Source organism: Corynebacterium sp. LK33 (assembly GCF_014334955.1).
GTDB classification, from domain to species: Bacteria; Actinomycetota; Actinomycetes; order Mycobacteriales; family Mycobacteriaceae; genus Corynebacterium; species Corynebacterium jeikeium_D.
The window spans coordinates 53,895-68,679 of record NZ_PDGU01000024.1; the positions used below are offsets into that span (position 1 = coordinate 53,895).

The 14,785-nt window shown below is 59.7% G+C and carries 10 protein-coding genes; 5 read left to right on the top strand and 5 right to left on the bottom strand.

Translation table 11 applies throughout. The annotated features are described in order from the left end of the window. Window positions 1-5: 5 nt before the first annotated feature. The 3 genes from CRD20_RS07490 to CRD20_RS07500 form a co-directional block, all read right to left on the bottom strand. Window positions 6-1,328, bottom strand: coding sequence for an O-acetylhomoserine/O-acetylserine sulfhydrylase (locus CRD20_RS07490; protein WP_016422138.1), 1,323 nt, complete (start codon window positions 1,326-1,328; stop codon window positions 6-8). A gap of 377 nt (window positions 1,329-1,705) precedes the next feature. Continuing rightward, window positions 1,706-3,928, bottom strand: a complete 2,223-nt coding sequence (locus CRD20_RS07495; protein WP_187405172.1) for an NADP-dependent isocitrate dehydrogenase — start codon at window positions 3,926-3,928, stop codon at window positions 1,706-1,708. Window positions 3,929-4,193: 265 nt separating this feature from the next. Beyond that, the gene (locus CRD20_RS07500; RefSeq protein ID WP_187405173.1) at window positions 4,194-5,222 is read right to left on the bottom strand and encodes a molecular chaperone DnaJ; all 1,029 of its coding nucleotides are present in this window, start codon (window positions 5,220-5,222) and stop codon (window positions 4,194-4,196) included. Between the two features lie 394 nt (window positions 5,223-5,616). Here CRD20_RS07500 and CRD20_RS07505 point away from each other — a divergent pair, with 394 nt between their 5' ends. Beyond that, window positions 5,617-6,927 carry an MFS transporter gene (locus CRD20_RS07505; protein ID WP_016422141.1) on the top strand — a complete coding sequence of 437 codons (1,311 nt, stop codon included), beginning with the start codon at window positions 5,617-5,619 and terminating at the stop codon, window positions 6,925-6,927. Window positions 6,928-6,970: 43 nt separating this feature from the next. Next, on the top strand, window positions 6,971-7,927 hold the full coding sequence (locus CRD20_RS07510) for an exodeoxyribonuclease III (protein ID WP_016422142.1): 957 nt from the start codon (window positions 6,971-6,973) through the stop codon (window positions 7,925-7,927). A 28-nt stretch (window positions 7,928-7,955) separates the two neighbouring features. Here the strand turns inward: CRD20_RS07510 and CRD20_RS07515 are convergent, their stop codons facing one another. Further along, complete coding sequence (locus tag CRD20_RS07515) at window positions 7,956-10,643, bottom strand: DUF6541 family protein (RefSeq protein WP_187405174.1); 2,688 nt, start codon at window positions 10,641-10,643, stop codon at window positions 7,956-7,958. A gap of 190 nt (window positions 10,644-10,833) precedes the next feature. Between CRD20_RS07515 and CRD20_RS07520 the strand changes: the two genes are divergently transcribed. From CRD20_RS07520 to CRD20_RS07530, 3 genes are all read left to right on the top strand, one after another. Further along, the gene (locus CRD20_RS07520; protein WP_016422144.1) at window positions 10,834-11,265 is read left to right on the top strand and encodes a hypothetical protein; all 432 of its coding nucleotides are present in this window, start codon (window positions 10,834-10,836) and stop codon (window positions 11,263-11,265) included. Between the two features lie 96 nt (window positions 11,266-11,361). Then, window positions 11,362-12,417 carry a tryptophan--tRNA ligase gene (gene trpS / locus CRD20_RS07525; protein ID WP_049171954.1) on the top strand — a complete coding sequence of 352 codons (1,056 nt, stop codon included), beginning with the start codon at window positions 11,362-11,364 and terminating at the stop codon, window positions 12,415-12,417. 62 nt (window positions 12,418-12,479) lie between these two features. Continuing rightward, the gene (locus CRD20_RS07530) at window positions 12,480-13,505 is read left to right on the top strand and encodes a YhjD/YihY/BrkB family envelope integrity protein (protein WP_049190314.1); all 1,026 of its coding nucleotides are present in this window, start codon (window positions 12,480-12,482) and stop codon (window positions 13,503-13,505) included. On the opposite strand, the gene CRD20_RS07535 is transcribed toward CRD20_RS07530, so the two are convergent. After that, on the bottom strand, window positions 13,506-14,756 hold the full coding sequence (locus CRD20_RS07535) for a D-alanyl-D-alanine carboxypeptidase family protein (RefSeq protein ID WP_187405175.1): 1,251 nt from the start codon (window positions 14,754-14,756) through the stop codon (window positions 13,506-13,508). Window positions 14,757-14,785: the final 29 nt, after the last annotated feature.

A 14,785-nucleotide genomic window follows, 5' to 3' on the forward strand; every position in this document is an offset into this window, starting at 1 on the left:
ACGGTCTACGCGAGTGCTGCGAAGCCGCTCTCGAGATCGGCGATGATGTCATCGATGTTCTCGATACCGACGGAGAGACGCACAGTGGCCTGGGAAATGCCGGCGCGGGTCAGACCCTCCTCATCGGACTGGGAGTGAGTGGTGGTGGCCGGGTGGACAACCAGCGAGCGGACATCACCGATGTTGGCGACGTTGGAGTGCAGCTTCAGAGCGTCAATGAACTTCCAAGCCTTGGCGGTGTCGGCATCCTTCAGGTCGAAGGAGAGTACGCCGCTGGCACCGGAAAGGCCCAGCTTGTTCAGGGTCTCGTACCACGGGGAGCTCGGCAGGCCAGCGTAGTTGACCTTGGCGACCAGCGGGTGGTTCTCGAGGAACTCAGCGACTGCCTTGGCATTTTCATTGTGGCGCTCGATGCGCAGAGCCAGGGTGTCGAGGCCCTGAGCCAGAACCCACGCATTGAACGGAGCCGGGGCAGCACCGGTGTCGCGGAGAATGCCAGCGCGAGCGCGCAGAGCGAAGGCCGGGGCGCCCAGGTCAGCGAACTTCAGGCCGTGGTAAGCCTCGTCGGCCTCGGTGAAGTTCGGGAAGATGGAGCGGCCGTTGCGGGTCTGAGTCCAGTCGAACTTGCCGCCGTCGACGATGACACCGCCGAGGGAGGAGCCGTTACCGGTGAGGAACTTGGTGGTGGAGGAAACCACGACGTCAGCACCGTGCTCGAGTGGGCGCAGCAGGGCCGGGGTCGGAACCGTGTTGTCGACGATCAGCGGAACGTTGTTGCGGTGTGCAACCTCGGCGATGGCAGGGATATCGAGGACGTCGATCTGCGGGTTGGCGATGGACTCACCGTAGAAACCGACGGTGTTGTCCTGAACTGCTGCCTGCCAGGACTCCGGGTCATCCGGGTTCTCGACGAAAGTGCAGTCGATGCCAAGGCGCGGCAGGGTGACCTTGAACAGGGTCTCAGTACCGCCGTAAAGGCGTGGCGAAACGACGAAGTGGTCGCCTGCACGAGCCAGGGTGAGGACAGCAGCGGTCTCAGCTGCCTGGCCGGAGGAGAACAGTACGGCAGCGACGCCGCCTTCGAGGCTGGCGATGCGCTGCTCGACGGCATCCACAGTCGGGTTGGTCAGGCGGGAGTAAATCGGGCCTGCATCCGAAAGGTTGAAGCGGTTGGCAGCGTGCTCAGCGGAATCGAAGACGTAGGAGGAGGTGTTGTAAATCGGCAGGTTGCGCGCGGAGGTCTGTGCGTCCGGAGCGAAACCGGCGTGAATAGCGCGAGTGGACAGGCCCCAGTTGGCGGCGTTGCTGTTGTCGTACTTGGTGGTCATTTCAGATACTTCCTTGCGGTTTTTGAGATTGTTCAAAACGTTGCTTACAAACAATAGTGAACCAAGCTGTCTATTGCAAAGTTTTGGAAAAACCCAAGGTAAGAGAGTGTGTGTATCTGTGTCGAGAGTTCTATAGCCCGCTTAGTACGGATTGGCTTGATTGGCTCTGGGGCGTGGCCAGTTGTGGGGGGGATCGGGCGCTGCGGTGCCGAGTGTCGGGCGAGCCAAGCCGGAAGCTGTCAAGGCCGTTAAGGAAGTCAGGGCATAGAAAAGCCCCTCGCGCCATGTGTATCAAATGCAACATGAGCGAGGGGCTATCGCCCGAAACCGGCGGTCAGCCTAGGTCAGCCAGACCAGCCAGGAGCAAGCAGCTAGTCCTACTTCTTCAGACCGTCGATGATCTCGTTGAACTCAGCGGACGGACGCATAACTGCGGAGGTCTTCTCATCGTCCGGCAGGAAGTAGCCACCCAGATCAGCTGGGGAACCCTGAGCATCAATCAGGGTCTTGGCGATGGACTCTTCCTTCTCCGTGAGAGCCTTAGCGACCGGTGCGAAAACTTCCTTCAGCTCGGAGTTCTCGTCCTGCTTGGCCAGCTCCTGTGCCCAGTAGAGAGCCAGGTAGAAGTGGGAGCCGCGGTTGTCGATTTCGCCAGCCTTGCGGGACGGCGACTTGCCCTCGTCGAGCAGGGTAGCGGTTGCCTTATCCAGGGCCTCAGCCAGGACGCGTGGACGTGGGTCGTCGTCATGCTCAGCGGCGTAGCGCAGGGACTCGGCCAGTGCCAGGAACTCACCCAGGGAGTCCCAGCGCAGGTGGTTTTCTTCCTGAACCTGCTGGACGTGCTTCGGTGCGGAACCGCCTGCGCCGGTCTCGAACAGGCCGCCCCCGGCCATCAGCGGCACGACCGACAGCATCTTGGCGGAGGTGCCCAGCTCCATGATCGGGAACAGGTCGGTGAGGTAGTCACGCAGAACGTTACCGGTTACGGAAATGGTGTTCTCGCCGCGGCGGATGCGCTCGAGGGAGAACTTGGTAGCGGACACCGGATCCATGATGCGGATATCCAGACCCTCGGTGTCGTGGTCTGCCAGGTACTCGTTGACCTTGCTGATCAGGTTGTTGTCGTGCGCACGCTGCGGGTCCAGCCAGAACACTGCAGGGTCGCCAGTGATACGAGCGCGGTTAACGGCCAGCTTCACCCAGTCGCGAATCGGAGCATCCTTGGTCTGGCAGGAGCGCCAGATGTCACCCTCGGCGACGTGGTGCTCAATCAGAACCTCGCCAGCGGCGTTGATGACCTGCAGGACACCGTCAACCGGAATCTGGAAAGTCTTGTCGTGGGAGCCGTACTCCTCAGCCTTCTGAGCCATCAGGCCGACGTTCGGGACAGAGCCCATGGTGGCCGGGTCGAAAGCGCCATTGGCGCGGCAGTCCTCGATAACAGCCTGGTAGACGCCTGCGTAGGAAGAGTCCGGGATGACTGCGAGGGTGTCGCGCTCCTCACCATCCGGACCCCAGCCCTTGCCGCCGTTGCGGATCAGGGCCGGCATGGAAGCGTCAACGATGACGTCAGACGGAACGTGGAGGTTGGTGATGCCCTTATCGGAGTTGACCATGTAAAGGGCCGGACCTTCCTTCAGGTCCTTCTCGATAGCGGACTTGACGGCCGCCGCAGTAGCGTCGTCAAGCTTGTGTAGACCATCGAGCATGGCGCCCAGGCCGTTGTCCGGAGTCAGGTTGGCGGCAGCCAGCTTGGACTCGAACTTCGGGAAAACAGATGGCAGGAAGGCCTTGACAACCTCGCCGAAGATTAGCGGGTCGGAGACCTTCATCATGGTGGCCTTCAAGTGGACGGAGAACAGGATGTTCTCGCGCTGTGCGCGACGGATCTGAGCGCGCAGGAAGTTGTCCAGGATGTGGACGTTCATGCCCGTGCCGTCAATAATCTCGCCCTTGAGGACCGGCATGTCCTTCTTCAGGGTGATGATCTGGCCGTCGTTAGCCTCGAGCTGGTAGGTCAGCTTGTCATCTTCCGGCATGACAACGGACTTCTCGTTGTGGCGGAAGTCGTTGGAGGCCATGGTGGCGACGTTGGTCTTGGAGTCTGCAGACCAAGCGCCCATGCGGTGCGGGTGCTTGCGGGCGTAGTTCTTCACCGGCTCCGGAGCGCGGCGGTCGGAGTTGCCCTCACGCAGTACCGGGTTAACGGCAGAGCCCTTGACCTTGTCGAACTTGGCGCGGTCGGCGGTCTCCTCGTCGCCTTCCGGCTGCGACTTGTACTTCGGAATGTCATAGCCCTTTTCCTGCAGCTCTGCGACAGCGCGCTTAATCTGCGGGACGGATGCAGAGATATTCGGCAGCTTGATGATGTTGGCGTCCGGCTCCTTGACCAGCTTGCCCAGGGCTGCCAGCGCATCCTCTACCTTCTGTTCGTCCGAAAGACGCTCCGGGAACTGAGCCAGAATGCGGCCTGCGAGGGAGATGTCGCGGGTTTCAACATTGACACCAGCCTGGCTTGCAAATGCCTCCACGATTGGCTTCAGCGAGTAGCTCGCCAGCAGAGGGGCTTCGTCAGTACGGGTCCAAATAATTGTCGCCATAATTCATGTCTCCTATCTGTTTTGTTCCACGATAACCCAGTTTTGAATCTTGGGTTGTGTCGGGGCATAGCGCAAAAACAGTGATAGTGATATGAATAACGCAATTATGTGAGGTAAGTCACGAAATGCGTAATTATTTGTCGCTTATTCACCGCTTTTCATTCCATTTTTCGCTTTACGACGGTCCCCGCGCTCAGGCCCCTCAAATACGAAAAACCGCGCTGGGGTGTCGTGCACGCCGGCGCGGTGGTTCAGGACAGCTTAGTTAGTTCTGCGTATTGTTCGGAGGATTGTTCTGGCCGAACTGGTAGCCCTGAATGTTCTGAGACTGGGGGTGCTGCGGCGCATATCCCTGCCCCGGGGCTGACTGGGTAGTCCTGACCAGTTTCTGGCCGCGGAACCATGCGCGCATGTCCTTGAGGAACATAAGAACGCAAGCGGCGATCAGCATGGCACCTGCGAGGAAGAGGACTACATCCACCCAGGAGCTCAAGAACAGGAGGGGGATGATGGTCATAGTCAACGCCAGTGGTGCCACGGTGACGCAGAAAAAGATTGGTGCCGTTGAGTCTTCGCCGCGGAGAATGGAGTGAATCCAGTATGCGGTCAAGGTGACAAGCATCATTCCCAGCAGTAAAAGGATTGGAACGAGAACGAGGGCGGCTGCAGCGCCCATCATGTAGCCAATACCCTCCCAAGAATCACCCAACGATGACTCTAGGCTGCCGAGATTGTTGGCGCCCTGGATGCTGAGCTTGATTGCGTACAGAACTGTGATGATGCCAATCAAGGTTGAAAAACCGACCAGGCCGGTAGTAATTCGGGGAATGAGCGGCATGCGCTGCCACATGTTCTGCAGTGTGGCGTTTGCCGGCAGTGGCGGTACATCCGTGGTCACCGTGGTGGTTACCGTCGCAGGTCCGTTTTGAGTTGGGGCGGACCACTGTGCTTGTTGATTCTGCTGTGCCGATGACGGCTGCGACTGGGCTTGCTGGGCTTGTGTCTGGAACGAGGATTCCTGCGCAGTGGGTACCGGGCGATTTGCCAGCCCGCGCAGCGTCGCGATGGTGATGGTGGCGTTCTCATCGGCCAGCAAAGCGTCGTATTCGCGACGACGTCCCTCATCGCCTAGCACTTGCAGCGCAGTGAGCTTCTCCTGGAATTCGCCGGAGTACTCCGAGACGCCAGCATCTCGCAGTTCGGAGAGTTGATTAGAAAGATTTGCATGGAGCTCTTCGGTGCTGGCTTCGCTATCCAGCGTCAGAGACTCGTAGAGGTTATAGCGGTCGCCCATAGTGAATCAAGATCCTATCGGTATTGCAGTTCGAAATATCTTTTAAAACAATTTACCTGGTAGCTATTACGGCAGCATCGAAGACCCGGAGCGCTCGATGGTAGGAAGTCCGTGGCGCTCGGAGGGAATGGTAGTCCTCGGCAAACAATGCCGATTTCAAAATGGTTTAGAAGAACTTGAGTGAGCGACTTCCACTAATGGCCGTAGATGTTATTCCGCGCACAAATACCCGGGGAACAGGCGGATTAAATAGCGAAATTTTTGTGTTGCGGAGTAGAGTCTCATTTTTCCCTTACGGCTCCCCTCACGGTTTTGCGAGCCCGTCTTGGGTCGAAAGTCGAGGGGAACTGAGAGTCCACCAACTGGCGTAAGAAGAGAAAAGGAGACGGTCGCAATGACGTCGTCAAGCGAAGTAACAACCCACAACGACGACCACAAACCGCGTGCGCGTCGTGCGGGAGCGTTTAGCTCGCATCGCCGTCCTGTTCCGGTGCAGGACGACATCTCTGATTTACGCCGAATCTTGGTGATTGTGGCTCTGTCGGTCGGTGCATTCGGCATCGGCGTTACCGAGTTTGTGGCCATGGGCCTGCTGCCTTACATCGCTGATGCCTTCGGACGTGATGAGGATGCCGCAGGGCGCATGATTTCGATGTACGCACTCGGTGTTGTCGTGGGCGCACCGCTAATTACCGTGCTGACCGGCTCGATTCCGCGCAGGCGCATGCTCCTGCTGCTGATGGCGGCATTTACCATCGGCAATGGTGCCACGGTTTGGGCAGGCACACTGGGCTCTTTCGAAGCGGTCATGGTCTCGCGCTTCATTGCCGGTCTGCCACACGGTGCGTACTTCTCGGTGGCGGCTCTGGTGGCGGCCTCCCTGGCTAAGCCGGGGCAGCGCGGCAAAATGGTGGCCCTGTCAGGAGTGGGGCTGTCGGTGGCGACTGTGATTGGTGTGCCGGCCGCGCAGGTGCTGGGACAGATTTACGGTTGGCGCAGCGCCTTCGCGTTTGTCGCGGTCATCGGGCTGATTGCATTTGTTTCGCTGTGGTTCGCCGTGCCGCATATGAACCGCATGCCGAAGACACGTCCGATGGATGAGCTCTCGGCTCTGGTGACACCGCAGGTGCTGCTGACCGTCGCGATTGGCACCGTTGGTTTCGGCGGCATGTTTGCGGTTTACACCTACATCACCTGGACTATGACTCGCGAAGCGGGCATGAGCGAAAACCACATCTGGATTGTGCTGATGGCCTACGGCATCGGCATGGTTGTCGGTACTTACATCGGTGGCTGGCTCTCCGACCGCATCGGGGAGTGGGGCATCATGGTTGCGCTGGTGCTGATGGTAATCATGCTCAGCGTCTTCTACTTCACCTCACAGAATGCTGTGCTGGGCACGATCAACTTCCTCCTTATCGGTCTGCTGGGATCGGTATTGGTGCCTAATCTGCAGACCCGTCTGATGGATGTCGCCGGTCGTGCACAGACGCTGGCGGCAGCTCTCAACCAGGCCGCATTGAACATGGCCAACGCATTCGGGGCGGCGCTCGGTGGTTGGGTCATCGCTTCCGGTTATGGCTACCGCGCACCGGCTTTGGGCGGCGCGACGTTGGCGATGTTGGCTATCTTCATCGCTCTGCCGACCATTGTTCTTTACCGCCGCTCACAGGCGAAGAAGGCTGAGCGCATCGAACTGCGCTAGGGGTCTTCAAGGCGTAGTGCACGCATAGGTAACGTATGAGGGCATGAGCCTTACAATCGCGACAATCAATGTCAACGGCATCCGCGCCGCCGTCAAGGAGCGCAGCGAAACCAATCTGGGATTGCTGGAGTGGTTGAAGCACACCAGTTCCGATGTCGTTTTGCTGCAGGAAGTCCGCGCCACCGACGACCAGGCACGCAAGGCCCTCGCGCCCGCTTTTGATGCCGGATGGCATTGGGTCGGCGCTGAAAACCTGGGTGCCAAGGGGCGCGCCGGCGTGGGCATTCTCTCGCGCTTTCCGCTTAACGACGTCCAGGTGGGCATCGGCTCCGAGGAGTTCGAAGAATCCGGTCGGTTTATCAGTGGTGTTGCCCCGGCAGCGGACACCGGCCTGGATGTGGATGTCCAGATTGCCAGCCTCTACCTGCCCTCTGGTGCTGCCCTGAGCGAGAAGCAGGATGAGAAGTACCGCTTCCTCGATGCCTTCTCCGACTACCTGGCCGAACTGGGTGCCAAGGGGCGCGACGGTCACCACGCAGTCATCGGCGGCGACTGGAACATCTGCCACCGCGAACAGGATTTGAAGAACTGGAAGACCAACCGCCGCAAGAGCGGTTTCCTACCGCAGGAGCGTGCCTGGATGGACTCGGTCTTCGGCTGCTGGCCCGATGAGGTTCCCCAGGATTCGCAGGTACAGGCCAGCGACAAGGAGCTGGAATCCGGTGCCTTCTCCGATGGTTCTGTGTGGGAGGCCCCGAAGCTCAATGCAGATCCGGTGTGGTTTGATGTCACTCGCCGTCTGCACCCAGAGGCCGACGGTCCCTGGTCCTGGTGGACCTACCGCGGTAAGGCGTTCGATACCGATGCCGGCTGGCGGATCGACTACCAGGCGGTAACCGAACCAATGCTCAAGCGTGCTGTCAGCTCGGTAGTGGATAAGCCTGCCGCCTACGACCTTCGCTGGACGGACCACGCGCCGGTGATCGTGGAGTACGCCTAAACCCGGCATACGCCTAACCCCGAGCGGACTAGTGTGCTCCGACGTCAGCGAACTCTGGGATTATCTCAGGCTCGGGAGCAGTTACGAGATGCCGGTTCTGCCGCAACATGGAGGCGATGCCGTCAACGATGGCGTCGGCCCATTTGTCCTGCATAGCGGGGTCGGCCAAATCGCGGGTGAGTTTTTCAGCGCCCACCGCTCCCAGCGATAGCGCAATTGTCGGCGCATGTGGCCGCGAACTCTGGTTCACCGCCACTGCCGGCGCCAGGCCGGTGCGAAACTCGGTTGGCACCCCGTTTGTGCTGTAACTGCTGTGCGGATTGAAACCTCGGTACACCATTCCGTCGCGAACACCCGCCGCCAACTGCCAACCGGCAGGAGCATCGTCCTCAGGTTCGAGAGACTTCACCACAGCGGATACCGAAAAACCACGATCGCCAATGTTATCCCCAGAAAGGGTCTGCCCCTCTGATGAGCGACCGACGATTACGGTGGCTGCGCTCGCAGTGTCGTCGGCAAGCGAATGCGCGCCAATGATTGCGCCGCGCTGACGGAGCTTGTCGCTGGCGCGTTGCACGATGCTGTCGATGTGAGCGGAAGTATCCCCACTCAAACGCAGCGCGCGAGGCAGGTCGGCGTTGATAGCCTCGATGGCCTCGCGGCGAGAGTCGACGGTGATGTGCGCGCCGGCGAGCGGATCGACAGCCTCGTCGGGGGAGGGGACGATTGGCTGGCGCGGAGGCATCCACAGCGGATTGGGGCGCGCCGGGCGGTGTGGGGAACTGTTGACAACAGCGTGCAACTCTTCCTGTGAAAACATCTTGTTGACCGCGAAAATCATCACCGAGCTGTTGTGATACACAGGCGTGAGCCCCGGCGCGTGCCATGCCCAGGAACGCATCGACAGCGCCTCCGTGCCATCCGTGTTCACACCCGGCGGGGAACTAATGATGTAGTGCACTCCCAATTTCTTCGCCATGGCATCGAACTCTGGATGTGAGCCCAGCAGGTCAACGTTTATCGGCAGCTTGTTGCTCGCCTCGGCAGTTTTGTCGGAGAAGGAGAAATGGCGGAACAGGGTCGGCAGTCCGGCGATGGCATACATCCACGCAGAACCGTCACGACGGTCATTGAGAATATGCCCCTCAAACGCATGCGGCTGTGCGGACAGCCAATCAATAGCTTCCATGTCCGCAGCGGTCACAAACGTGCTTCCGAAACTCTGGCGAATTGCCTCGCGCTGAGCAGGCCCACTCGCCCAGGTCGCAGGCACAATCGCCAGTGCCGCTACGAGCCCCATCGCCAGCGCAGGATTCCACGACTTGGTCGGCTGATCTCGCTTTGCGACGATCCACTGCGCCACAGCCACAATCGCGACAACGGCAGCCGCGACTGCGTAGCCGATCAGTACTGCGCGCAGAATTCCCATAACCGCCTGCATGCGGTACGGCATGTCGTAGAAGAAAGTGCCAATAAACTTCAGATAGGTGCCGAACGGCTCAGACCAACGGGACTGCGCACTGTCGGACACCACAAAGAGCAGCCCGAAAACCAGCGCCGGCCACGGCGCCCATGGGCTGTCTGGCAGGCGAGAGACCAGCGCCACTACCAGGCCGATGAGCACAAGAACCAGAACAGTCCGGGAAAAGATGGGCTCGTCAGCATAGCGGGAAAAACCGATCAGAGTTCGCCACAGTGATTCGGAGCGGGAAATCTCAATTTGGCCGGTAAAGCCCGCAACGGATTCGCCTTGCCCACTCGCGGACAAAGCCGCCGGGAGAGTCATCACCAGGGCGAGCGCGCCGATAATTAGCGTGCGAACTAGGCCACTGACGCTCGGTTGGGTGATCAACCACAAGCCAACAAAGAGCACGGCAGCAATTGCGCCGGCCGGGTGGGTGATAAACGTGCCGACCAGGGCAAGCGCAGCGGGGACAATATAGCCCCGCATGGTCAAAGCCGCAGCAATCGGCAAAGCGGCCACCGCGAGCAGATACGGCATGGAGGAGGTGCGCCAAAGGGCCACCCAAATCTCCGGAAGCATCAGCGTCGCGACGGCAGCTGCGGGACCGGCATAGGCCGCCCACTTAGGACCAACTGCGGTGCGGGCTAGCACCGCAGTTGCTGCGGGAAGAAGCAGCGCCGGGGCCAAGAACGCAAACACGTTGGAATCAAGGAAGACCGAGCCGGGCAGCAGCCCCGCCATGGCATGCCAGCCGGTGGGGTAGAACATTTCGGCCCCGGTCTCCTGATTCATCAGGTCACCGGCCGCGGTGGGCGAGGCTATTGCATGTTCGTCAATGAACCGGAGGAAGTTGGTATGCCAGAGCATGTCCCAGGCTTCGCGGATAGCGCCGGGGCCACCAGGGACGTCGTTAAGCACGAGCATGGCGCGCATCGAGCCGACTACCGTAACTCCGACGACAATCATCGCGGTGACAACGCCGGAATCGAAGCCGTCTTCGGGCGTTGCTCGGGGGACGAATCTGCGCACCAGATAGCCAATAGCACAGAACCATGCCCACATGCCGGCCACGAAGAGCCAGGTGTAATCCAGCCCGAGCGCGTGAGACAACCATGCGGAAAAACCGGTCACACCCAGCATTAATGGGCCGGCAGATGCCAACGCGAGCGTGGGACGTAGCCCACTGGCCCAACCGAGAACTGCGCCTGGGACCAGCAGGATGAAGACGGCAACCACAATGGCAGCGAGCATGGGACTCCTGACGGATAAGAGAATTGAATTAGTCCAATAATACCTGTGGGTTAGTTCGGCACTTGGGACGCGAGCGCCTAAGATTTGAAGAAGGACTGATGGGACTTCAGCCGCTGTAAAACCCAAGCGCGAATCTGCGCGGGACTTGAAGCGAGCTCGGTGCGGACCAGGAAAGGAGAGGACATCCCCAGTGAAAAACGGCGAGAGCGATAACAAGCGGCACCAGATGGCCGATTTGGAAGCCATCGCACGGAGTCTGCAGAACGACCCTGGCACTGCTGTCAATGTCCCAGTGGTCGTGACTTCCGGTGTCATTGTTGCGTTTATCGTGCTGTCTTTTGCCTACGCGTGGCCACTGTGGATTTCCCTAGGACTCATTGTTCTGCTGGGAGCCGTGATGGTCGTGTCCTACACCCGCAGGCCACCCGTAGCCCCGCTCGAGTTGACCCAGGGGGAGCGTGAGCGTGTTCGCCGTGTTCTCTCTGAACACGGCATTCGCCCAGCGATCACGTTGGTGCGCGCACTGTACCCCGAGGAATCGCCAGCCGCTGCGGCGCGCACCGTCAAATTGCTATCCGATCGAATGCTTGTGGAGCAGGGGGACGAGGGGCGTCGGGGCTAGCTTTTGGCAGTCGGTTTCCTGCAAAAGCCCGTGGTGTTGTCGAAACGGGTACGTCGTCGACTCTCAACTGCGGGCCTCGCGCTAGACTTATTGGCTATGAGTGAAAGCAAGGGTCCTGAGGCAACTAATCCTGCACCGAGTGCTCGTAAGCAGCGCGTTCTGTCCGGCATTCAGCCGACCGCAGATTCCTACCACCTGGGCAACTACCTGGGTGCATTGAAGAACTGGATTAATCTGCAGGATGACTTCGACGCTTACTACTTCATTCCAGACCTGCACGCCATCACTGTCGAGCAGAATCCGAAGGAGCTGCGTCAGCGCACTATCGCAGGTGCCGCACAGCTGATTGCACTCGGTATTGATCCGGAGAAGTCGGTGCTCTTCGTGCAGTCGCATGTGCCCGAGCACGCGGAGCTCGGATGGGTGTTGACCTGCTTGACTGGCTTTGGTGAAGCCAGCCGTATGACGCAGTTCAAGGACAAGTCCTCTCGTCAGGGCGCGGAACATACCTCCGCTGGTTTGTTCGCGTACCCCATGCTGATGGCTGCCGACATCTTGCTCTACCGCCCGCAGCTGGTGCCGGTGGGGGAGGATCAGCGCCAGCACCTCGAACTGACGCGTAACCTGGCGCAGCGTTTCAACTCCCGCTACAAGAAGACCTTCGTGGTGCCGGATCCACACATCATGGAAGGCTCCGCGAAAATTTACGACTTGCAGGATCCGACCTCGAAGATGAGCAAGTCGGGTGCAAATCCGAAGGGCATTATTAACCTCTTGGACGACCCGAAGGTCTCCGCCAAGCGCATTCGCTCGGCCGTTACCGACAATGACGGAGAGATCCGCTTCGACCGTGAGAACAAGCCGGGCGTTTCCAACCTGCTGGTCATTCAGTCGGCGTTGACCGACAAGCCTGTCGACGAGCTCGTTGCCGGCTACGAAGGCGCTGGCTACGGCCAGCTGAAGGCCGATACCGCAGATGCGCTGGAGGCATTCACCACGCCACTGCGTGCACGCTATGAGGAGCTCATGGCTGATCGCGGTGAGCTGGAACGGATCCTAGCCGAAGGCGCAGACCGCGCCCGTGAAGTTGCCGCCAAGACACTTGCAGATGTGTACGAGCGCGTCGGGTTCCTGAAGGCCGCCAACCGGTAATTCAGCTGTAGACTCTGCGCTTCAGTCTCCGTACCGAAAGCTGGCACGTTAAGGTAGGGGACATGGCAACCTCTACTCAAAAAGATCCGAAGAGAACGGACCGCTATGGCATCGAGCGTGTACACGCCGATGAACCGAGCGCAATCGACCGCCTCCGCGAAAAGTGGGCGTGGTTCGATCACGTTATGCGGATGCAGGAGCGCTACTCCGAGCAGGGTGGCAACTTTTTTGCCGCCGCTGTCACGTACTTCTCCGTGCTGTCGATTTTCCCCCTAATCATGACGGCATTTGCCATCCTCGCGCTTGTGTTGCGTGGCAATGAGCAGCTGCTTGAGCAAATCCAGTCCGCTATCACCGACTCCATCGATGGGTCGATGGGCGACACCATCAACGCAATTATCGAAGGCGCGATCGATCAGGCAGGTGGCGTCTTCACCGTCGGTTTCATTGCCACCCTGTGGTCGGGTCTTGGTTGGATGGGCAACCTCTCCAACGCAGTGACACAGCTGTGGAAGCGCCCGCTGGGCGCTAGCAACTTCGTGATGGGAAAGGTTCGCGACCTGCTGCGTCTGCTGGGCATGCTGGTTATGATCCTGCTGACCTTCGCTGTCACCGCAGCCGGCTCTTCCGGACTGACCCAGTCCCTGCTGGACAAGATTGGTCTGGCCCATGTCCCGGGAATCACAATCATCGCGGGATTGATTGCCATTGCCATTGGTCTCGTTGCCAACTGGCTGCTGTTCTTCTGGATGCTCGCTTTCCTGCCGCGCGGGGGTGCCCCGTTCCGCTCTGCGGCAAAGGGCGCGATTATCGGTGCGATTGGCCTTGAGGTTGTCAAGCAGCTCGGTAGCGTTTTCTTCTCCAACGCCCTGTCGAACCCGGCCGGTGCAGTTTTCGGTCCGGTCATCGGTTTGATGGTCGTCTTCTACCTCATCTGGCGCATCACTATGTACGCCACCGCCTGGACCGCGACGACCGAAGAAGCGCTTGCCGACGAGGAGCTGGATGCACCTGCTCCTGCTGTCATTAACGTCCGTGCGGAAGCGGCCAACCCGTCCGGATTGAACCGCCTGCTCGGTTCGAAATAATTAGTCGCGATCGCGTCTGCCGAAGCGGTAGGTGACCATCGCAATCAATGCGATGACACCTACGATGGCAGCGCTGACAGTAATTTTTAGCCCGGTTCCTGTTGACTCGCTGTCCAGGATATCGGGCAATTTTTCTACCAACTTGTCCTCAGTCGCTTCCGCTTCGAGGACACCGACAGAGCTGTCCTGCGGGGCCGCGAAGCCGGCGTCGAGAAGCGATGCCGCCTGCTCCCAGGGGCGCGGCGAATCCTCAACCGTGACGTCGAGAACGATGACGCCGAGACGACGGCCATCGCGCTCAGCCACCCCAGCGAAGGTGTGACGGGCATCGTCGGTAAAACCGGTCTTGCCTCCAAGGGCGCCGGGGTAGTCCTGGGCAATCAGCTGATTGTCGTTGGCGATTTCGAAGTCATCGACCTCGAGAGCCTTGTCTCCGGGGATGGTGGCCAGGCGGGTGGCCGAGAGCTTGCGATAGGTCTCATTGTTGAATGCGTGCTGGAAGAACAGTGACATGTCGTATGCCGACGTCATCTGCCCCGGAGCATCGAGACCAGTCGGGTTGACCACTCGCGTATCCGTCGCCCCCAACTTCTTTGCCAGGGCATTGACCTTCTCTGTGGTCTTATCCATGCCACCAAGTTCGCGGGCCAAGGCGTGGCCGGTGTCGTTGCCGGAGTTAAGCAACAGACCAGTCAGGAGCGTTTCTACCGAGTAGTTCACGTCCTCGACGATGCCGACACGAGAGCCCTCCATGTTCGCGTCCTCGAAGGTCGCCTTGACTGGGGTGTCGAGCTTCAAATTCTCGATTGCCTCCATCGCCAGCAGCACCTTAATAATTGATGCCGGACGGTAGCGGCCGTGAGGGTCCTTCGCCGCAAGGACATCTCCGGATTTCAAATCGAACACCGTCCATGCAGAGGCGGAGAGGTCCTTCGGAACGTCAAACCCCTCACCGCTGACAATGCCGCAGGCGGACATCTTGCTACCTCCAGCCGGCTTTTGAGGAACCGGAAGTGGAGCGGGAGATGTTTCGCCGGGAGCCGGAACCTCAGAGGAATCCACTGGTGCTGGTGGAAGGGTCTTGTAGGGGCAGCCCTCCGTGTCACGGATATCAGGTGCGGGACCGACAATCGGGGCGTCGTCGGTAAGCGAGGTGCTCTGCGCCATGGCTGCGGGGGCGGTGCTCGGCAGAAGCAGAGCGCTGGTAGCTAGCAGCGTAACGGCAGATGAGAAGCGGCGAGAGGGAAACATGATGAAATAAGGGTAGTAAAACGTCACCC